This is a genomic window from Roseateles puraquae (assembly GCF_002205845.1).
Taxonomy (GTDB): Bacteria; Pseudomonadota; Gammaproteobacteria; order Burkholderiales; family Burkholderiaceae_C; genus Pelomonas; species Pelomonas puraquae.
Window position 1 is genome coordinate 347,410 of the sequence record NZ_NISI01000006.1, and the last position, 18,590, is coordinate 365,999.

The window sequence follows — 18,590 nt, forward strand, 5'->3', positions numbered from 1 at the left end:
CGGTAAAAACCACGCCTGGCCCGGCCCCTTACCCGGGGGCCGGGCCGTTTTCTTTGACCCCTAGAATCTTCGCCATGTCCGCCGCGCCGCTTGATGCCCTCGCCCAGTCCTTCGTCGCCTTCGCCGTGGAGGCCGGCGTGCTGCGCTTCGGCGAGTTCAAGACCAAGGCCGGGCGGCTCAGCCCTTATTTCTTCAACGCCGGCCTCTTCGACGACGGCGCCAAGCTCGGCCGCCTGGCCGGCTTCTACGCCGAACGCCTGATCGCCTCGGGCCTGGCGTTCGACATGATCTTCGGCCCCGCCTACAAGGGCATCACGCTGGCCGCGGCGGTGTCGATGGAGCTGGCCCGCCGCGGGCATAACCTGCCGTTCGCTTACAACCGCAAGGAAGCCAAGGACCATGGCGAAGGCGGCACGCTGGTCGGCGCTCCGGTGAAGGGCCGGGTGCTGATCATTGACGACGTGATCTCGGCGGGCACCTCGGTGCGCGAATCCATCCAGATGATCGAAGCCGCCGGTGCCACGCCCTGCGGCGTGGCAATCGCGCTGGACCGCCAGGAGAAGGCGGCCGAGGGCGGCGTCGACAGCCCGCTGTCGGCCGTGCAGCAGGTGCAGCAGCGCTACGGGCTGCCGGTGGTGGCCGTGGCCGGCCTGGCCGACCTGCTGGCCTATCTGGACGGCACGCCCGAGCTCGCCGCCCACCGCCCGGCCGTGCTGGCCTACCGCGAGCGTTACGGCGTCTGATGCGCATCCTGCCCGTCGCCACTGCTGCTCTCTGGCTCACCAGTGCCGCGCTGGCCCAGGACGCCGCGCCGGGCAAAGGCATCTACACCTGCACGACACCCGACGGCCGCAAGCTCACGAGTGACCGGCCCATCCCCGAGTGCACGTCCCGCGAGCAGCGGGTACTCAACCCCGACGGCTCGCAGCGCACGACGCTGCCGCCCTTCCTGAGCCCCGAGGAGCGCGCCGCCAAGGAAGCCGCCGATCGCCGCGCCGCCGCCGAACGCCTGGCCCAACAGGACGCCATCCGCCGCGACCGCACGCTGGTGCAGCGCTACCCCAACGAAGCCGCTCACCAGCGCGCCCGCCACGCGGCGCTGGACGACGCCAACAAGGCCATGCGCCTGTCAGAGCGCCGCATCGAGGACCTGACCAAGGAGCGCAAGCCGCTGCTGGACGAGGCCGAGTTCTACAAGGGCAAGCCCCTGCCGGCCAAGCTCAAGCAGGCCCTGGACACCAATGAGGCCGCCGTCGAGGCCCAGCAATTGCTGATCGAGAACCAGAAGGCCGAACTCGTGCGCATCAACAAGGGCTACGACGCCGAGCTGGCGCGGCTGCGCAAGCTCTGGTCCGGCACCGCGCCGGGCAGCCTGCCGGCGCTCGGCGAGATGCAGCCGACCGCGCCGGCTGCGACCCCCAAACCCACCGGCAGCAGCACGCCCAAGCGCTGAGCGCCTGGGCCGCCGCCGGCTGCCGCGCATGCGGCGATGGCGGGCCGCACAGGCGCCCGCCAGCCCACGCCGCGCCCTCAGCCCAGCTTCTTCTTCAGCAGCTCGTTCACCAGGGCCGGGTTGGCCTTGCCCTTGGTCGCCTTCATGGCCTGGCCGACCAGCGCATTGAAGGCCTTGTCCTTGCCGGCGCGGTACTCGTCGACCGACTTCTGGTTGGCGGCCAGCACCTCGTCGAGGATGGCCTCGATGGCGCCGGTGTCGCTGACCTGCTTGAGCCCCTTGGCCTCGATGACGGCGTCGACACGGGCTAAGTCGGCAATGGCGCGATCCGCATAGGAAGCATCCAGGCTCAACCCCACCGCCTCGGATGCGGTCCAGAGGAACTCGAATACTTCTTTTGCCGCGTTGTTGCTGATCGTGCCGTCCTTGATCCGAATGATCAATGCCGCCAGCAGCTCAGGCCCGACCGGCGCGGTGTCAATCTCGGCGCCCGACGCATTAAGTCGCTTGCTGATCTCGCCCATCACCCAGTTGGCGACGAGCTTGGGCGTCGCACCGGCAGCCTTGGCCGCCTCGTAGTAGCGCGCCGTGGCCAGGCTCTGGGTCATCATGGTCGCGTCATAGGCCGGCAGGCCGTCCACGCTCTCGAAGCGCGCGGCCATCACCGACGGCAGCTCCGGCATCTCGCCCTTCACGCGCTCCACCCACTCGGGCGCAATCACCAGCGGCGGCAGGTCGGGGTCGGGGAAGTAGCGGTAGTCAGCCGAGTCTTCCTTGCTGCGCATGGCGCGCGTTTCGCCGGTGTCCGGGTTGTAGAGCACCGTGGCCTGCTGGATCTTGCGGCCGTCCTCGATCTCGTCGATCTGCCAGTTCACCTCGTAGTTCACCGCGTCCACCAGGAAGCGGAAGCTGTTGAGGTTCTTGATCTCGCGGCGGGTGCCGAAGGGCTCGCCGGGCTTGCGCACCGACACGTTCACGTCGCAGCGGAACGAGCCTTCCTGCATGTTGCCGTCGCAGATGCCCAGCCACATGACGAGCGCATGCAGCGTCTTGGCGTACTCGGCCGCTTCCTGGGCCGAGCGCATGTCGGGCTCGGACACGATCTCCAGCAGCGGCGTGCCGGCGCGGTTCAGGTCGATGCCTGACTGGCCGTGGTAATCCTCGTGCAGGCTCTTGCCCGCGTCCTCCTCGAGGTGGGCGCGGGTCAGGTTCACCTTGTGCTTGACGTCGCCGACGAAGAACTCGACCGCACCGCCCTGCACCACCGGGATCTCGAACTGGCTGATCTGGTAGCCCTTGGGCAGGTCGGGGTAGAAGTAGTTCTTGCGGGCGAAGATGGACAGCGGCGCCACCTTGGCGCCCACCGCCAGGCCGAAGCGGATGGCGCGCTCGACGGCCGCGCGGTTGAGCACCGGCAGCGTGCCCGGCAGGGCCAGGTCCACGGGCGAGGCCTGGGTGTTGGGCGCCGCGCCGAAGGCGGTGGAGCTGCCGCTGAAGATCTTGCTCTGTGTGGAGAGCTGGACGTGGTTTTCGAGGCCGATGACGACCTCATAGCCACGGATGAGCTTGGATGTAGGCATATCAGATCCCCGCCGGGGCACGGGTGTGCCAGTCGGTGGCTTGTTGGAGGGCGTGCGCGGCGTGCAGCAGCTGCCCTTCCTTGAAGTAGTTGCCGATGAGCTGCAAGCCGACCGGCAGGCCGCCAGCGCCGGTGCCCACCGGCACGCTCATGCCGGGCAGGCCGGCGAGCGAGCCGGGCAGCGTGAAGATGTCGGCGAGATAGGCCTGCGTGGGGTCGTCCTTGCCCTCGCCATGCTTCCAGGCGACGGTGGGCGCCACCGGGCCGGCAATCACGTCGCACTGCGTGAAGCACTGCTGGAAGTCGTCCGCGATCATGCGGCGCAGCTTCTGGGCCTGCAGGTAGTAGGCGTCGTAGTAGCCGTGGGACAGCACGTAAGTGCCGATCATGATGCGGCGCTTGACCTCGGCACCGAAACCTTCGGCCCGCGTCTTCTTGTACATATCGAGCAGATCGTCATACTTTGCTGCACGATGACCGAACTTGACGCCATCAAACCGACTCAGATTGGAGCTCGCCTCGGCCGGCGCAATGATGTAGTACACGGGGATCGCCAGCTCGGTGCGCGGCAGGCTCACGTCCACCAGCGTGGCGCCGAGCTTCTCCAGCTCGGCCAGGCCCGCGCGCACGGCGGCGTTCACGTCGGCCGACAAGCCCGCCGGGAAGAACTCCCGCGGCAGGCCGATGCGCAGGCCCTTGAGCGGCTGCGCGGCCGTGGCGCCCTCGCGGGCGGCCAGCATCTGAGCGTGGAAGTCCTGCGGCGGCTGGTTGACGCTGGTGGCGTCGCGCTCATCGAAGCCGCTCATGGCCGAGAGCAGCAGGGCGCAGTCTTCCGCCGAGCGGGCCATCGGGCCGGCCTGGTCGAGGCTGGAGGCGAAGGCGATCATCCCGTAGCGCGAGCAGACGCCATAGGTCGGCTTGATGCCCGTGATGCCGGTGAAGCTGGCCGGCTGGCGGATGGAGCCCCCGGTGTCGGTGCCCGTCACGCCCGGGACGAGGCGCGCCGCCACCGCCACGGCCGAACCACCGGACGAACCACCCGGCACGCGCGACAGGTCCCACGGGTTGTTGGCCGGGAAGAAGGCGCTGTTCTCGTTGGCCGAGCCCATCGCGAACTCGTCGCAATTGAGCTTGCCCAGCGACACGGTGCCCGCGGCGTTCAGGCGGGCCACGACGGTCGCATCGAAGGGGCTGCGGTAGCCGGCCAGGATCTTGGAGCCGGCCGTGGTGGGCATGTCGGCCGTGACGTAGATGTCCTTGTGGGCCAGCGGGATGCCGGTCAGCGCGCCGCCGTGGCCGGCAGCGAGCAACGCATCGGCCGCCGCCGCGCGGGCCAGGGCGCCGTCGGCATCGACGTGCAGGAAGGCGCCGAGCGACTTGTCATGCGCGGCGATGCGGCCCAGCAGGGCCTGCGTGGCCTCGCGGCTGGACAGGGCGCGGGATTTCAGGGCGGCGGCCAGCTCGGCCACGCCCATGTCGTGAACGGGCTTCATTCGATGACCTTGGGAACGAGGAAGAGGCCGTCTTCCACGGCCGGGGCGCTTTGCTGGTTGCGCTCGCGCTGGTTGCTCTCGGTGACGACGTCGTCCCGCAGGCGCAATTGCACCTGCTGGATGGCCGACAGCGGCGTGTACAGCGGCTCGATGCCGGCCGTGTCCACGGCGCTCATTTGGCCGACGATCTTGAAGAAGTCGTTCAGGTTGCCCAGCAGCGCCTCCGATTCGGCCGGCTGCAGTTCCAGCCGCGCCAGATGGGCGATGCGGCTCACGTCGTCAGGGGTGAGGCTCATGAAGGGTTTTCAGATGTAAGCCCAGCGCCAGAAACCTAGTGCTGACCGGCTTAAAAACAGGGTGATCGGTTATTATCGCCGCCCATCTTCATGGCCTTCGGGGCTGCCCTGTCAGCGACGGTTTTTGTCGCGGTTCGGGCGGCCTCGCTGCTTATTCAGCCCCCGATTTCTGAGCCGCGCCCCGCCGGCGAGGCTCCTTGCGCCACACCATGTTCGCCTCCCTGCGCCGCTATTTCTCCACCGACCTCGCCATCGACCTCGGCACCGCCAACACCCTGATCTACGTGCGCGGCAAGGGCATCGTCCTTGACGAGCCGTCGGTCGTGTCGATCCGCCACGAGGGCGGCCCCAACGGCAAGAAGACCATCCAGGCCGTCGGCCGCGAGGCCAAGGCCATGCTCGGCAAGGTGCCCGGCAACATCGAAGCCATCCGCCCCATGAAGGACGGCGTGATCGCGGACTTCACGGTGACCGAGCAGATGCTCAAGCAGTTCATCAAGATGGTCCACGACAGCAAGACCTTCAAGCCGTCGCCGCGCATCATCATCTGCGTGCCTTGCGGCTCCACCCAGGTCGAGCGCCGCGCCATCCGTGAAAGCGCCCTGGGCGCCGGCGCCAGCGAGGTCTACCTGATCGAGGAACCCATGGCCGCGGCCATCGGCGCCGGCCTGCCGGTGGCCGAGGCCTCGGGCTCCATGGTGGTGGACATCGGCGGCGGCACGACCGAAGTCGGCGTCATCTCGCTGGGCGGCATGGTCTACAAGGGCTCGGTGCGCGTCGGCGGCGACAAGTTCGACGAAGCCATCATCAACTACATCCGCCGCAACTACGGCATGCTGATCGGCGAACCCACCGCCGAGGCCATCAAGAAGAACATCGGCAGCGCCTTCCCCGGCAGCGAGGTCAAGGAGATGGAGGTCAAGGGCCGCAACCTCTCCGAAGGCGTACCGCGCAGCTTCACGATCTCGTCCAACGAGATCCTGGAAGCCCTGACCGACCCGCTCAACCAGATCGTCAGCGCCGTGAAGAACGCGCTGGAGCAGACCCCGCCCGAACTCGGCGCCGACATCGCCGAGCGCGGCATGATGCTGACCGGCGGCGGTGCGCTGCTGCGCGACCTGGACCGGCTGCTGGGCGAAGAGACCGGCCTGCCCGTGCTGGTGGCCGAAGACCCGCTGACCTGCGTTGTGCGCGGTTGCGGCATGGCCCTGGAGCGCATGGAGCGCCTGGGCAGCATCTTCACCTCCGAGTGACCCCAGAGTAGCGGCCTCGGGCCGCGCAGCAAGCCATGCCGCTCGGCACCCTGGATCGCTCCCCACCGCCGTTCTTTCGCCAAGGTCCATCGGCGCTGACCAAGCTGGCGCTGTGCTCGGCGCTCGCGCTGCTGCTGATGGTGGCGGACGCCCGATTCAAGCTCATGCAGCCCGCCCGCGCCGCGCTGGCGCTGGTGCTGCACCCGGTGCAGCGCTTGCTGCTCACGCCGGTCGACGCCTGGGAAACCGCCGGTGACTATCTGCGCGGCACCCAGCGCGCCATGCAGGCCGAAGACCTGGCCCGCCGCCAACTCGCCCAGCAGGCCGAGCGCCTGAGCCGCGCCGAGGCGCTGCAGGCCGAGAACGAACGCCTGCGCAAGCTGCTCGGCCTGCAGCCGTCGCTGAGCGTGCCGTCGCTGGCCGCCGAGGTGCTGTACGAAGCGCCGGACCCCTTCTCCCGCCGCGTCGTCATCGACCGCGGCGCCACCCAGGGCGTGGTGGCCGGCTCGCCGGTCATCAACGAAGCCGGCGTGCTGGGGCAGGTGACGCGCGTCTACCCGTTGTCCAGCGAGGTGACGCTGCTGACCGACAAGGACGCCGCCATCCCGCTGCTCAACGCCCGCACCCAGATGCGCAATGCCGCCGCCGGCCGCTCTGATGGCGCCGGCATGGAACTGCGCTTCCTGGCCGCCAACGCCGACGTCAAGGTGGGCGACCTGATGACCACCTCCGGCCTGGACGGCGTCTACCCGCCGGGCCTGCCGGTGGCCAAGGTCGCCTCGGTCGAGCGGCGAGGCGACTCCAGCTTCGCCCAGGTGCAGCTGGCACCCATCGCACAGCCCGACAGCGCCCGGCATGTGCTCGTGCTGCTGCCGCACGACCGCCATCTGGCTGCCAAGAAGGAGGCCGAGGTGGCGGCTGCCGAAGAAGCAGCCTCCGCCGCCGCCACCAAGGCCGCCAGCCGCGCCGCAAAGAAAGCCGAGCGCGCCGAGAAAGCCGCCAACAAGGCGTCGGGAGCTGCCCCATGATCATGCCGCGCGCCGCTGGCCAGCTGCTGCTGCCGGCCAACCCCTGGTTCATCGGCTTCACCCTCGTGGCCGCGTTGATGATCGACATGGTGCCCGCCGGGCGACTGGCCGCCATGCCCGACGTGCTGGCCGTCGTGCTCGTGTTCTGGGGCGTGCACCAGCCCCGGCGCGTGGGGGTGCTGTGGGCCTTTGTCTTTGGCCTGCTCATCGATGTGCACGATGGCGCCCTGCTGGGCCAGCACGCGCTGGCCTACAGCGGCCTGAGCTTCGGCGCAATCACGCTGCATCGGCGCCTCACCTGGTTCCCGCTGGGCGCGCAGGCCGTTCAGGTGCTGCCGCTGTTCCTGGCGGCGCACGCGCTGGCGCTGATCGTGCGCCTGCTGGTGGGCGGCATGTGGCCGGGCTGGACGGTGCTGCTCGCGCCGCTGCTTGAGGCCGCGCTCTGGCCCGTGGCCAGCGTGCTGCTGCTGGCCCCGCAGCGCCGCGCGCCCGACCGCGACGCCCATCGCCCCCTGTGACCCGCTGAACCGCCGTGGTCGTCCTCAAGAACCTCCACCAGGAGCTTTCGCGCTTTCGGCTGCGCGTGCTCGCGGCGGGCGCGTTCGTGTTGTTCTGCTTTGGCCTGCTGCTGGCCCGGCTGCTGTGGCTGCAGGTGGCGCAGTACGACAGCTTTGCCGAGCGGGCCGAGTCCAACCGCATCGCCGTGGTGCCCATCGTGCCCAACCGCGGCCTGATCAAGGACCGCAACGGCGTCGTGCTGGCCAGCAACTACTCGGCCTACACGCTGGAGATCAACCCCGAAAAGGTCACCGACCTGGACGGCACCATCGAGGCCCTCGGCCAGGTCATCGAGATCCAGCCGCGCGACAAGCGCCGCTTCAAGCGCCTGCTGGAAGAGGCCAAGCACACCGACTCGCTGCCCATCCGCACCAAGCTGACCGACGAAGAGGTGGCCCGCTTCACCGCGCAGCGCTTCCGCTTCCCGGGTGTGGAGATCAAGGCGCGGCTGTTCCGCTCCTACCCGCTGGGCGACATCGGCTCGCACCTGATCGGCTACATCGGCCGCATCAACCAGGCCGAGAAGAAGCAGATGGACGAGTGGGATGAAGACGACCTCGCCAACTACCGCGGCACCGAGTACATCGGCAAGCTCGGCCTGGAGCAGGCCTACGAGAAGGAACTGCATGGCATCACCGGCTTCGAGCAGGTCGAGACCAGCGCCGGCGGCCGCGCGGTGCGCCGGCTCGACCACCGGCCGCCCACGCCCGGCAACACGCTGAACCTGTCGATCGACATCAAGCTGCAGGCCTTGGTGGAACGCCTGTTCGGCGAGCGGCGCGGCGCACTGGTGGCCATCGACCCGCGCAACGGCGAGGTGCTGGCCTTCGTGTCCAAGCCCACGTTCGACCCCAACCTCTTCGTCGACGGCATCGATGCCGACAGTTGGCGCGACCTGAACGAAGACATCGACAAGCCGCTGCTGAACCGGGCCCTGCGGGGCACGTACCCGCCCGGCTCCACCTTCAAGCCGCTGATGGCCATGGCCGCGCTCAACAGCGGCAAGCGTGCCCCGGGCACGGTCATCATGGACACCCTGACCTACAGCTTCGGCGGCCGCACCTTCGGCAGCCCCGAGACCGACCGGGCCGGGCCGAAGGACATGCGGCTGGCCATCGTCAGCTCCTCCAACGTCTACTTCTACAGCCTGGCCAACGAGATGGGCGTGGACCTGATCCACGACCAGCTCGCCCCCTTCGGCCTCGGCGCCAAGACCGAGATCGACCTGCAGGGCGAGGTGACCGGCGTGCTGCCCTCGCAGGAATGGAAGCGCAACTACTTCCGCAAGAGCCCGGCCAACCAGAAATGGTTCGCAGGCGAGACCATCTCGCTGGGCATCGGCCAGGGCTACAACAGCTTCACCATGCTGCAGATGGCCAATGCCTACGCCACCATCGCCTCGGGTGGCCAGCGCTTCCGCCCGCGCCTGGTGCGTGAGATCGAGGACGTGGTCAAGCACGAGCAGCGCCGCATCGCCAGCGATGCACGCGAGCCGCTGCCGCTCAGGCCCGCCGATGTCGACGTGATCCGCAATGCGATGAACGGCGTGACGCTGGAGGGCACCTCGCGCCAGGTCTTCATGGGCGCGCCCTACCAGAGCGGCGGCAAGACCGGCACCGCGCAGGCCGTGGGCCTGAAGGCCGGCGAGAAGTACAGCAGCATCAAGGCCGACGAGCGCAAGCGCGACCATTCCCTCTACGTCGCCTTTGCGCCGCTGGACAAGCCCACCGTGGCCCTGGCCGTCATCGTCGAGAACGCCGGTTGGGGCTCATCGTCCGCCGCGCCGATCGCCCGCCGGGTGTTCGACTACCTGCTGCTGGGCCAGTACCCGAGCGAGGAAGACATCGCCAAGACGCAGCTGGGCCAGACCTTCGCCCCCATCGGCACACCGCGCAAAGCCGCCGACGTGCCGCTGGTGGGCTGGCAGCCGCCTGTCGCCGCATCGGGTGCCGCATCGGGTGCCGCATCGGGCGCCGCGCCGGCCACCGCCGCCAGTGCATCGTCTGCACCCAACGCGGCTTCCTCGGCCCCCGCCGCCCCTGCTTCCGGAGCTTCACGATGACGGTCATCGAGCGCCCGCCGCTGTGGAGCCGGCTCAAGCCCTGGCTCGTCGGCTTCGACATCCCGCTGCTGCTGGCCGTGCTCTGGCTGTGCTTCTGGGGCCTGCTGTGCATGTACTCGGCAGGTTATGACCACGGCACCCGTTTCGTCGACCACGCGCGAAACATGGTGCTCGGCCTGACGCTGATGTTCCTCGTGGCGCAGGTACCGCCCCAGCGGTTGATGGCCGTGGCCATCCCGCTCTATGCCTTCGGCGTGACGCTGCTGATCGCCACCGCGCTCTTCGGCATCACCAAGAAAGGCGCCACCCGCTGGCTCAACATCGGCATCACGCAGATCCAGCCGTCCGAGCTGCTCAAGATCGCCACCCCGCTGATGCTGGCCTGGTGGTTCCAGAAGCGCGAGGGCCTGCTGCGCTGGCCCGACTTCATCGCCGCCTTCGGTCTGTTGCTGCTGCCCTTCCTGCTGATCGCCAAGCAGCCGGACCTCGGCACCGGACTGCTGGTGCTGGCTGCGGGTCTGTACGTGATCTTCTTCGCCGGCCTGCCCTGGCGCCTGATCCTGCCCGTGATGGTGCTGGCGGCGGCGGGCATCGTCGCGCTGGTGGCCAGCGAAGACCACATCTGCGAGCCCGACGTGAAATGGGTGCTGCTCAAGGAGTACCAGAAGCATCGTGTCTGCACGCTGCTGGACCCGAGCAAGGACCCGCTGGGCAAAGGCTTTCACATCATCCAGGGCGAGATCGCCATCGGCTCCGGCGGCGTGACGGGCAAGGGCTTCATGCAGGGCACGCAGACCCACCTGGAGTTCATCCCGGAGCGCACCACCGACTTCATCTTCGCGGCCTTCGGCGAGGAGTTCGGCCTGATGGGCGCCCTGGCGCTGCTGATCGGTTTTTCAGCGCTCATCCTGCGCGGGCTGATGATCGCGTCCGATGCACCCACGCTCTTCACGCGGTTGATGGCCGGCGCGGTGACGCTGAGCTTCTTCACCTACGTGTTCGTGAACATGGGCATGGTCAGCGGCATCCTGCCGGTGGTGGGGGTGCCGCTGCCCTTCATCAGCTATGGCGGCACGGCGATGGTGACGCTGGGCCTGTCGCTTGGCCTGCTGCTGTCCATCGCGCGGGTCAGGAAGCTCGTCAAGACTTGAGCGGCACCGCCTGCGCCGTGGCGGGGAAGCGGATCGTGAAGCGCGCGCCTGGCCCCTGGCCGTCAGGCGATTCACCGCCCGCCGCCCGGCGCACCCGGGTGTCGTCCAGCGCCAGTTCGGCGTCGTGCTGCTGCACGATCTCCTGCACGATGGCCAGGCCCAGGCCCGAGCCCTCCACGCCGCTGCCGAGTGACCGGTAGAAGGGCTGGAACACCTTCTCCCGCTCGCCTGGCGGGATGCCCGGCCCGGTGTCCTCGACCTGCAGCACGACGACCTGGCCGAAGGGGTCCTCCACCACGCGCACCGTCACCACGCCGCCGGCCGGCGTGTAGAGCAAGGCGTTGTCGACCAGGTTGCGCACCAGCTCGCCCAGCAGCACCGGGTGGCCGTGCACGCGCAGCCGGCTGTCGTCTGGCACGACGCCGTCATAGCCCAGGTCGATGCGCCGCTCCAGCGCACGCGGGACGAAGTCGCGCACGGTGTCGATGGCCACCTCGGCCAGGTCCACCGGCTCGCGGCGCAGCGCATGTTCGGCGTCCTCGGCGCGCGCCATCGACAGCAGCTGGTTGACCATGTGCGCCGCCCGCTCGCTGGCCCGGGCAATCTGCGCGAGCGAGCGCTTGAGCTCGTCGGGCGACGACCGCCCCGCGTCGATCTCGCGCTGCACCAGCTCGGCCTGGGTGCGCAGCCCGGCCAGCGGCGTCTTGAGCTGGTGCGCCGCATCCGCCAGGAAGTGCTTTTGCCGGCTCATCGACGAGTCCAGCCGCATCAGCAGGTCGTTGATGGCCTGCACCAGCGGCGCCACCTCGTCGGGCACGCGCTGCTCGTCGATGGGGGACAGGTCTGAACTCTCGCGCGAGCGGATGCGCCGCTGCAACTCGTTCAACGGCGAGATGCCGCGCGCCAGCGCCAGCCACACCAGCAGCACCGCCAGCGGCAGGATGACGCCCTTGATGATCTCGTTGGTGAGCCGGGCCCGCTTGCCCAGCGTCTCGGCCACCTGCACCAGCATCACCTTGGTGGACCCTGCCTGGCCCTCCGGTGACACCCACAGGTAGGCCACCCGCACCGCATCGCTGCCCACCTCGTCGTCGCGGAAGTGCAGCTCCCACGGCACGATGGGCGCCTCCTCGGTGGGCACGGGCAGCGTCGCATCGCCGCTGAGCAGTTCGCCGCGCAGGCCGAGCACTTGATAGAAGACGGTGTCGGACGCATCCGCCCGCAGCAGCGCCGCGGCCTCGGGTGCCAGCGCATACCGGTCCTTCCCCTTGGCCAGTCCCGGCGGCGGCGCCTCCGCGGCCACCTGCAGGCCGAGGCTGCGCGCCATCTCACCCAACTCGCGGTCGTAGGGGCGGCTCGCAATGCCTTGCGCCACCAACCAGGTCAACGCGACGCTGATCGGCCAGATCAACAGCAGCGGCGCGAGCATCCAGTCCAGGATCTCGCCGAACAGCGAGCCCTGCTGGGGGGCGACGCCGTCCTTGGCCGGCATCTAGACGGGCCGCTGCATGCAGCCGGCGCGTTGCCTCATGACGCAATCTTCTCGAGACAGTAACCCAGCCCACGTACCGTCGCGATGCGGATGGGGCCTTGCTCGATCTTCTTGCGCAAGCGGTGGATGTAGACCTCGATCGCGTTGTTCGAGACCTCCTCACCCCACTCGCACAGCCGCTCCACGAGCTGGTCCTTGCTGACCAGGCGCCCCGCGCGCTGCAGCAGCACCTCCAGAAGCGACAGCTCGCGCGCCGACAGCTCCAGCATCTGCTCATTGATGTAGGCCACGCGGCCCGTGGCATCGAACGTGAGCGGACCGTGCTTGATCAGGCTGCTGGCCGTGCCGAGGCCGCGGCGGGTCAAGGCGCGCACGCGGGCTTCCAGTTCCTGCAGCGAGAAGGGCTTGGCCATGTAGTCGTCTGCCCCCAGGTCCAGGCCCTTCACACGCTGCTCGACGCTGTCGGCCGCGGTCAGGATCAGCACCGGCATCGTCGAGCCGCGGGCGCGCAACTTGCGCAGCACCTCCAGGCCATGCAGCCGGGGCAAGCCGAGGTCCAGGATGACGAGGTCGAACTCGTGCGTGGCCAGCGCCGTGTCGGCCTCGGTGCCGCTGCTCACGCGGTCCACCGCGTAGCCCGAGGCCCGCAGCGCGCGCAACAGGCCGTCGGCCAGGACCTGATCGTCTTCTGCAATGAGGATGCGCATTTCTGTTGTCTCCTGGGCCGATGTTAGGTCTTGTGGGGGTGGCTCACCTCTTGAGCCACCTTCCGCCTACGATCTCGTTCGATCCTGCGCCGCCCCCGCCGCGGCGCAGGAATGAAACACTGTACAAACATACAGATTGCCCCATAATCCGCCCCATTCCCACGGAGATTCGCATGGACGCCCCGGTCAAAGCCCTCAACACCGAAAAAGCCAAGGCCCTGCAGGCCGCCCTCGCCCAGATCGAAAAGCAGTTCGGCAAGGGTTCCATCATGCGCCTGGGTGAAGGCGAGGTCATTGAGGACATCCAGGTCGTCTCCACCGGCTCCCTGGGCCTGGACATCGCGCTGGGCGTCGGCGGCCTGCCGCGCGGTCGCGTCGTCGAGATCTACGGCCCCGAGTCCTCCGGCAAGACCACGCTCACGCTGCAGGTCATCGCCGAGATGCAAAAGCTCGGTGGCACCGCCGCCTTCATCGACGCCGAGCACGCGCTGGACATCCAGTACGCCCAGAAGCTCGGCGTCAACCTGCAAGACCTGCTGATCAGCCAGCCCGACACCGGCGAACAGGCCCTTGAGATCGTCGACGCGCTGGTGCGCTCCGGCTCGGTGGACCTCATCGTCGTCGACTCGGTCGCCGCACTCACGCCCAAGGCCGAACTCGAAGGCGAGATGGGCGACAGCCTTCCCGGCCTGCAGGCCCGCCTGATGAGCCAGGCCCTGCGCAAGCTCACCGCCACGATCAAGAAGACCAACTGCACGGTCATCTTCATCAACCAGATCCGCATGAAGATCGGCGTGATGTTCGGCTCGCCCGAAACGACCACCGGCGGCAATGCGCTGAAGTTCTACGCCTCCGTGCGCCTGGACATCCGCCGCATCGGCTCCATCAAGAAGGGCGAAGAGGTCATCGGCTCGGAGACCAAGGTCAAGGTCGTCAAGAACAAGGTCAGCCCGCCGTTCAAGACGGCCGAGTTCGACATCCTCTACGGTGAAGGCATCAGCCGCGAGGGCGAGATCATCGACATGGGCGTCGTCGCCAAGGTGGTCGACAAATCCGGCGCGTGGTACGCCTACAACGGCGAGAAGATCGGCCAGGGCAAGGACAACGCCCGCGAGTTCCTGCGCGAGAACCCCGACATCGCCCGCGAGATCGAGAACAAGATCCGCGACTCGCTGGGTGTGGCGCTGCTGGCCGCGCCGTCTGACGAGTAAGGCCGCTGCCCCGGCATGGCGCGGCAGCCTTTGTCGCTGAAGGCGCGGGCCATTGCCCTGCTCGCCCAGCGGGAGCACAGCCGGCTGGAGCTGCGCCGCAAGCTGCTGAGCATTGAACGGCGGCAGCGGGTGGCCACAGCGGTGAACGCCTCCCGGTCGGGCGCCAAGGGGGCCTTCGATGAAGCCGACCTCGGCGAGGACCTGGACGCCACCGCAGCAGCCGACGCGCAGGCGGCCGAAGCCGCAGAAGCCGCAGAAGCGACCGTCGACGCGCTGCTCGACAGTCTCGCCACGGGCGGTTACCTGAACGAAACCCGCTTCGTCGAATCCCGCGTGCATCAGCGCGCTTCGCGGTTCGGCGTGCAGCGCATCCAGCAGGAGCTGGCCCAGCACGGCCTCAAGCTCGACGCCGAGCAGCAAGACGCGCTGCGCGCCAGCGAGTTGGAGCGCGCGCGCGAGGTGTGGCTCAAGCGCTTCGGCCCGACGCCCGCCCGCGAGCCCGCCGAGCAGGCGCGGCAGACGCGTTTCCTGCTGGCGCGCGGGTTTTCCCCCGATCTCGTGCGTCGATTGCTGAGGGCGCAAGGCTCGCTTGATTGAGTGCAGGAGGGGACTTTTCACCCTCCGTGCTACATTGCCGGCTGCCCCAAAACGAGGGTTCACCCGGTTACAGGCGCTTTTCGACCTTCGAAAACCCGCGCCCCCGCCGGCAAGACCCCGTCCCGGCACGCGCCGGGTTCTGCTGCCAGATCCGCCCCCATGCCCGCCGACCACCCGTCCATCCCGCGCCGCTTGCTGCATCGCCGCGCCCTCGATGTGCAGGTTTTCGCGCGCGATGACGGGCTGTTCGACGTCGAAGCAAGCTTGACCGACACCAAGACGCACGACGTGCCGCTCGCGGGTGAGCCCCGCAAGGCGGGCGATCCCATCCACGAGATGCGCCTGTTGCTGACGGTCGACGCCAGCCTCACCATCACCGCCGCGACGTCGCAGACCCTCTGGATGCCCTACGTCGGCGCCTGCGACCAGCATGGCGACGCCTACGCCCAGCTGGTGGGCCTGAACCTCTTGAAAGGCTTCCGTCAGGCCGTCCAGGAACGATTGCGCGGTACGCGCGGTTGTACCCACCTGACCGAACTCTGCCTCGTGCTGCCCACGGCCGTTCTCCAGGCCATGGCCGGCTCCATCATCGACACCCGCGAAGGCGACGCCGACGGCAACCCGCCCTTCCAGCTCGACCGCTGCCACGCCCTGCGGCGTGACGGCGAGACCGTCGCTACGTTCTACCCGCGCTGGCACCAGAAGAAGCCCGCCCGCGCGACCACCGTTTCCTGACTTCCCCGACCCGAGAGACCCAGCCATGAAAATCCACGAATACCAGGGCAAAGAGATCCTGCGCCAGTTTGGCGTGCCGGTGCCGCGCGGCATCCCGGCCTTCACCGTGCAGGAGGCCGTTGAGGCTGCCCAGAAGCTGGGCGGCCCGGTCTGGGTCGTGAAGGCCCAGATCCACGCCGGTGGCCGCGGCAAGGGCGGCGGCGTCAAGGTCGCCAAGACCATCGACGACGTGAAGGAAAAGTCCGAAGCCATCCTGGGCATGCAGCTCAAGACGCACCAGACCGGCCCCGAAGGCCAGAAGGTCCGCCGCCTCTACATCGAAGACGGCGCCGACATCGGCAAGGAGTTCTACGTGTCGCTGGTGACCGACCGCGCCACGCAAAAGGTTGCCTTCATCGCGTCCAGCGAAGGCGGCATGGACATCGAAGAGGTGGCCCACAGCACGCCCGAGAAGATCGTCACCGAAGTGATCGATCCGCTGACCGGTATCACGCCCGAGCAATCCAAGAAGATCGCTGCCGCCATCGGCATGGAAGGCCACACGGTCGACCAGGCCGTCGACCTGTTCGCCAAGCTCTACAAGTGCTACATGGACACGGACGCGTCGCTGGTGGAAATCAACCCGCTGAACCGTGACAGCAAGGGCAACCTGATGGCCCTGGACGCGAAGTTCAACTTCGACGCCAACGCGCTGTTCCGCCACCCTGAGATCGTCGCTTACCGCGACCTCGACGAAGAAGACCCCGCCGAAGTCGAGGCCTCCAAGTTCGACCTGGCCTACATCAGCCTGGACGGCAACATCGGCTGCCTGGTCAACGGCGCCGGCCTGGCCATGGCCACCATGGACACCATCAAGCTGTTCGGCGGCGAGCCGGCCAACTTCCTGGACGTCGGCGGTGGCGCCACGGCCGAGAAGGTGACCGAGGCCTTCAAGATCATGCTGAAGAACAAGGCCGTCAAGGGCATCCTGGTCAACATCTTCGGCGGCATCATGAAGTGCGACACCATCGCCGAAGGCGTGATCACCGCCTGCAAGGCCGTGAACCTGTCCGTGCCGCTGGTGGTGCGCATGAAGGGCACCAACGAAGAACTGGGCAAGAAGATGCTGGCCGAATCCGGCCTGCCCATCATCGCCGCCGACACGATGGCCGAAGCGGCCACCAAGATCGTCGCCGCCGTCAAGTAAACGCCCAGGAGTTCCACACCATGTCGATCTACATCAACAAAGACACCAAGGTCATCACCCAGGGCATCACCGGCAAGACCGGCCAGTTCCACACCCTGGGCTGCCAGGCCTATGCCAACGGCAAGAACGCCTTCGTTGCGGGCGTGAACCCGAAGAAGGCCGGCGAGAAGTTCTCCGAGATCCCCATCTACGCCACCGTCAAGGAAGCCGCCTCGCAGACCGGCGCGACCGTGTCGGTCATCTACGTGCCGCCCGCGGGCGCTGCCGCTGCGATCTGGGAAGCGGTGGAGGCCGACCTCGACCTGGCGATCTGCATCACCGAAGGCATCCCCGTGCGCGACATGCTGGAAGTGCGCAACAAGATGAAGGCCAAGGAAGCCGCCGGCGGCAAGCGCACGCTGCTGCTGGGCCCCAACTGCCCGGGCCTGATCACGCCGGAAGAAATCAAGATCGGCATCATGCCCGGCCACATCCACCGCAAGGGTCGTGTGGGCGTGGTCTCGCGCTCCGGCACGCTGACCTATGAAGCCGTGGCGCAGCTGACCGAGCTGGGCATCGGCCAGTCGTCGGCCGTCGGCATCGGCGGCGACCCGATCAACGGCCTGAAGCACATCGACGTGATGAAGGCCTTCAACGACGACCCGGACACCGACGCCGTCATCATGATCGGCGAGATCGGCGGCCCGGACGAGGCCGAAGCCGCCCGCTGGTGCAAGGCCAACATGAAGAAGCCGATCGTCGGCTTCATCGCCGGCGTCACCGCCCCTCCGGGCAAGCGCATGGGCCACGCTGGCGCGCTGATCTCTGGCGGCGCCGACACGGCCGATGCCAAGCTCGCCATCATGGAAGAGTGCGGCTTCACCATCACGCGCAACCCGTCTGAAATGGGCAAGCTGCTCAAGGGCCTGCTGTAATTCAGCCTTGACCTGACCACCCGAGGGCCGTTCGTTGAACGGCCCTCGGCCTTTTGGTACGCCACATTTGGTACGTCATTCGGGACGTCACATTTGCGGCGTCACCTGCGTAATTGCACGCTGGCACCCGGCCTGCCATGCCGCCGACACTGCGGTGCCACCCACCGAACACACCATGGACCTGCTCAACGCCGCCTTCTTCATCGCGCTGCTGAAGATCATCTGGGTCAACATCCTGCTGTCCGGCGACAACGCGGTCGTCATCGCGCTGGCCGCCCGCAACCTCGGGGCTGATCAGCAAAAGCGCGCCATCATCTTCGGCAGCGGCGCCGCCATCGTGCTGCGCGTGGTGCTGACGCTGTTCGCCGTCCAGCTGCTGCAGCTGCCCTACCTGAAGCTGATCGGCGCGGCGCTGCTGGTGTGGATCGGCATCCAGCTGCTCGCCGAGGGAGACGACGATGCCGACGTGCACGCCTCCAGCAGCATCTGGGTCGCCATCCGCACCATCCTCGTGGCCGACCTCGTCATGAGCCTGGACAACGTCATTGCGGTCGCCGCAGCCGCCAACAGCGCGCCCGAGGGGGCCCGCACCGTGCTGCTCATCATCGGCCTGGGGTTGTCGATCCCGCTGATCATCTTCGGCAGCACGATGCTGCTCAAGTTGATGGAGCGCTTCCCGGTGATCATCACGCTGGGCGCGGCGCTGCTGGGCTTCGTGGCTGGCGAGATGGCGACCACCGATGTGGTCCTGCACGATTGGTTCCTGGCCCATCTGCACGACCTGGACTACACCGTCAGCATCGTCGGCGCCGTGCTGGTGGTGGCCGTCGGGCTGGCCCTGGGTCGCCGCGGCAAGCGCGACGCGGCCTAAGATC

18 protein-coding genes are annotated in these 18,590 nt (G+C 68.1%); 13 read left to right on the forward strand and 5 right to left on the reverse strand.

Annotated features, from left to right (window positions below):
• The first annotated feature begins 74 nt into the window (after positions 1 to 74).
• Together pyrE and CDO81_RS16615 are read left to right on the forward strand one after the other, a co-directional pair.
• The gene (gene pyrE, locus CDO81_RS16610; RefSeq protein ID WP_088484335.1) at positions 75 to 743 is read left to right on the forward strand and encodes an orotate phosphoribosyltransferase; all 669 of its coding nucleotides are present in this window, start codon (positions 75 to 77) and stop codon (positions 741 to 743) included.
• Positions 743 to 1,453 (forward strand): hypothetical protein, encoded by a 711-nt coding sequence (locus CDO81_RS16615; protein WP_193466512.1) that lies wholly within the window; start codon positions 743 to 745, stop codon positions 1,451 to 1,453. The genes pyrE and CDO81_RS16615 overlap by 1 nt, the downstream gene beginning before the upstream one ends.
• 77 nt (positions 1,454 to 1,530) lie before the next feature.
• Here CDO81_RS16615 and gatB read toward each other — a convergent pair whose 3' ends face one another.
• From gatB to gatC, 3 genes are read right to left on the reverse strand one after another with little or no spacing between them, the layout of a single operon-like run.
• Positions 1,531 to 3,033, reverse strand: coding sequence for an Asp-tRNA(Asn)/Glu-tRNA(Gln) amidotransferase subunit GatB (gene gatB, locus CDO81_RS16620; RefSeq protein ID WP_088484336.1), 1,503 nt, complete (start codon positions 3,031 to 3,033; stop codon positions 1,531 to 1,533).
• A 1-nt stretch (position 3,034) separates the two neighbouring features.
• On the reverse strand, positions 3,035 to 4,525 hold the full coding sequence (gene gatA / locus CDO81_RS16625; protein WP_088484337.1) for an Asp-tRNA(Asn)/Glu-tRNA(Gln) amidotransferase subunit GatA: 1,491 nt from the start codon (positions 4,523 to 4,525) through the stop codon (positions 3,035 to 3,037).
• Complete coding sequence (gatC, locus tag CDO81_RS16630) at positions 4,522 to 4,821, reverse strand: Asp-tRNA(Asn)/Glu-tRNA(Gln) amidotransferase subunit GatC (RefSeq protein WP_088484338.1); 300 nt, start codon at positions 4,819 to 4,821, stop codon at positions 4,522 to 4,524. Before gatC ends, gatA begins: the two co-directional genes overlap by 4 nt.
• A 209-nt stretch (positions 4,822 to 5,030) precedes the next feature.
• Between gatC and CDO81_RS16635 the strand changes: the two genes are divergently transcribed.
• From CDO81_RS16635 to rodA, 5 genes are read left to right on the forward strand one after another with little or no spacing between them, the layout of a single operon-like run.
• The gene (locus tag CDO81_RS16635) at positions 5,031 to 6,074 is read left to right on the forward strand and encodes a rod shape-determining protein (protein ID WP_056191483.1); all 1,044 of its coding nucleotides are present in this window, start codon (positions 5,031 to 5,033) and stop codon (positions 6,072 to 6,074) included.
• Positions 6,075 to 6,109: 35 nt separating this feature from the next.
• The gene (mreC, locus tag CDO81_RS16640; protein ID WP_088484339.1) at positions 6,110 to 7,102 is read left to right on the forward strand and encodes a rod shape-determining protein MreC; all 993 of its coding nucleotides are present in this window, start codon (positions 6,110 to 6,112) and stop codon (positions 7,100 to 7,102) included.
• A complete protein-coding gene (gene mreD, locus CDO81_RS16645; protein WP_088484340.1) occupies positions 7,099 to 7,620 on the forward strand; it encodes a rod shape-determining protein MreD in 522 nt (173 codons plus the stop codon). The genes mreC and mreD overlap by 4 nt, the downstream gene beginning before the upstream one ends.
• Positions 7,621 to 7,634: 14 nt before the next feature.
• On the forward strand, positions 7,635 to 9,722 hold the full coding sequence (gene mrdA, locus CDO81_RS16650) for a penicillin-binding protein 2 (RefSeq protein WP_088484341.1): 2,088 nt from the start codon (positions 7,635 to 7,637) through the stop codon (positions 9,720 to 9,722).
• A complete protein-coding gene (rodA, locus tag CDO81_RS16655) occupies positions 9,719 to 10,873 on the forward strand; it encodes a rod shape-determining protein RodA (RefSeq protein WP_088484342.1) in 1,155 nt (384 codons plus the stop codon). Before mrdA ends, rodA begins: the two co-directional genes overlap by 4 nt.
• On the opposite strand, the gene CDO81_RS16660 is transcribed toward rodA, so the two are convergent.
• Positions 10,863 to 12,365 (reverse strand): sensor histidine kinase, encoded by a 1,503-nt coding sequence (locus CDO81_RS16660; protein ID WP_088484343.1) that lies wholly within the window; start codon positions 12,363 to 12,365, stop codon positions 10,863 to 10,865. The genes rodA and CDO81_RS16660 overlap by 11 nt on opposite strands.
• A 35-nt stretch (positions 12,366 to 12,400) precedes the next feature.
• The gene (locus CDO81_RS16665; protein WP_088484344.1) at positions 12,401 to 13,072 is read right to left on the reverse strand and encodes a response regulator; all 672 of its coding nucleotides are present in this window, start codon (positions 13,070 to 13,072) and stop codon (positions 12,401 to 12,403) included.
• A 173-nt stretch (positions 13,073 to 13,245) separates the two neighbouring features.
• Here CDO81_RS16665 and recA point away from each other — a divergent pair, with 173 nt between their 5' ends.
• The 6 genes from recA (at position 13,246) to CDO81_RS16695 (ending at position 18,586) form a co-directional block, all read left to right on the forward strand.
• The gene (gene recA, locus CDO81_RS16670) at positions 13,246 to 14,283 is read left to right on the forward strand and encodes a recombinase RecA (protein ID WP_088484345.1); all 1,038 of its coding nucleotides are present in this window, start codon (positions 13,246 to 13,248) and stop codon (positions 14,281 to 14,283) included.
• 15 nt (positions 14,284 to 14,298) lie between these two features.
• Complete coding sequence (locus CDO81_RS28425; protein WP_088484346.1) at positions 14,299 to 14,880, forward strand: regulatory protein RecX; 582 nt, start codon at positions 14,299 to 14,301, stop codon at positions 14,878 to 14,880.
• 159 nt (positions 14,881 to 15,039) lie between these two features.
• Positions 15,040 to 15,615: a DUF2889 domain-containing protein gene (locus CDO81_RS16680; RefSeq protein WP_088484347.1), complete on the forward strand. Its 576-nt coding sequence runs from the start codon at positions 15,040 to 15,042 to the stop codon at positions 15,613 to 15,615.
• A gap of 25 nt (positions 15,616 to 15,640) precedes the next feature.
• Positions 15,641 to 16,801, forward strand: coding sequence for an ADP-forming succinate--CoA ligase subunit beta (gene sucC, locus CDO81_RS16685; protein WP_088484348.1), 1,161 nt, complete (start codon positions 15,641 to 15,643; stop codon positions 16,799 to 16,801).
• Between the two features lie 20 nt (positions 16,802 to 16,821).
• Positions 16,822 to 17,715: a succinate--CoA ligase subunit alpha gene (gene sucD / locus CDO81_RS16690; protein ID WP_088484349.1), complete on the forward strand. Its 894-nt coding sequence runs from the start codon at positions 16,822 to 16,824 to the stop codon at positions 17,713 to 17,715.
• A gap of 175 nt (positions 17,716 to 17,890) precedes the next feature.
• On the forward strand, positions 17,891 to 18,586 hold the full coding sequence (locus CDO81_RS16695) for a TerC family protein (protein ID WP_088484350.1): 696 nt from the start codon (positions 17,891 to 17,893) through the stop codon (positions 18,584 to 18,586).
• The last annotated feature ends 4 nt before the right edge of the window (positions 18,587 to 18,590 follow it).

Bases quoted from the DNA above. Each gene is read 5' to 3' on its own strand.
- pyrE (WP_088484335.1), top strand. From the start codon at position 75: ATGTCCGCCGCGCCGCTTGATGCCCTCGCCCAGTCCTTCGTCGCCTTC.
- mreD (WP_088484340.1), top strand. From the start codon at position 7,099: ATGATCATGCCGCGCGCCGCTGGCCAGCTGCTGCTGCCGGCCAACCCC.
- sucC (WP_088484348.1), top strand. From the start codon at position 15,641: ATGAAAATCCACGAATACCAGGGCAAAGAGATCCTGCGCCAGTTTGGC.
- gatB (WP_088484336.1), bottom strand. From the start codon at position 3,033: ATGCCTACATCCAAGCTCATCCGTGGCTATGAGGTCGTCATCGGCCTC.
- CDO81_RS16615 (WP_193466512.1), top strand. From the start codon at position 743: ATGCGCATCCTGCCCGTCGCCACTGCTGCTCTCTGGCTCACCAGTGCC.
- gatA (WP_088484337.1), bottom strand. From the start codon at position 4,525: ATGAAGCCCGTTCACGACATGGGCGTGGCCGAGCTGGCCGCCGCCCTG.
- CDO81_RS16695 (WP_088484350.1), top strand. From the start codon at position 17,891: ATGGACCTGCTCAACGCCGCCTTCTTCATCGCGCTGCTGAAGATCATC.
- mreC (WP_088484339.1), top strand. From the start codon at position 6,110: ATGCCGCTCGGCACCCTGGATCGCTCCCCACCGCCGTTCTTTCGCCAA.
- recA (WP_088484345.1), top strand. From the start codon at position 13,246: ATGGACGCCCCGGTCAAAGCCCTCAACACCGAAAAAGCCAAGGCCCTG.
- CDO81_RS16635 (WP_056191483.1), top strand. From the start codon at position 5,031: ATGTTCGCCTCCCTGCGCCGCTATTTCTCCACCGACCTCGCCATCGAC.
- CDO81_RS16665 (WP_088484344.1), bottom strand. From the start codon at position 13,072: ATGCGCATCCTCATTGCAGAAGACGATCAGGTCCTGGCCGACGGCCTG.
- sucD (WP_088484349.1), top strand. From the start codon at position 16,822: ATGTCGATCTACATCAACAAAGACACCAAGGTCATCACCCAGGGCATC.
- CDO81_RS28425 (WP_088484346.1), top strand. From the start codon at position 14,299: ATGGCGCGGCAGCCTTTGTCGCTGAAGGCGCGGGCCATTGCCCTGCTC.
- gatC (WP_088484338.1), bottom strand. From the start codon at position 4,821: ATGAGCCTCACCCCTGACGACGTGAGCCGCATCGCCCATCTGGCGCGG.
- CDO81_RS16680 (WP_088484347.1), top strand. From the start codon at position 15,040: ATGCCCGCCGACCACCCGTCCATCCCGCGCCGCTTGCTGCATCGCCGC.
- rodA (WP_088484342.1), top strand. From the start codon at position 9,719: ATGACGGTCATCGAGCGCCCGCCGCTGTGGAGCCGGCTCAAGCCCTGG.
- CDO81_RS16660 (WP_088484343.1), bottom strand. From the start codon at position 12,365: ATGCCGGCCAAGGACGGCGTCGCCCCCCAGCAGGGCTCGCTGTTCGGC.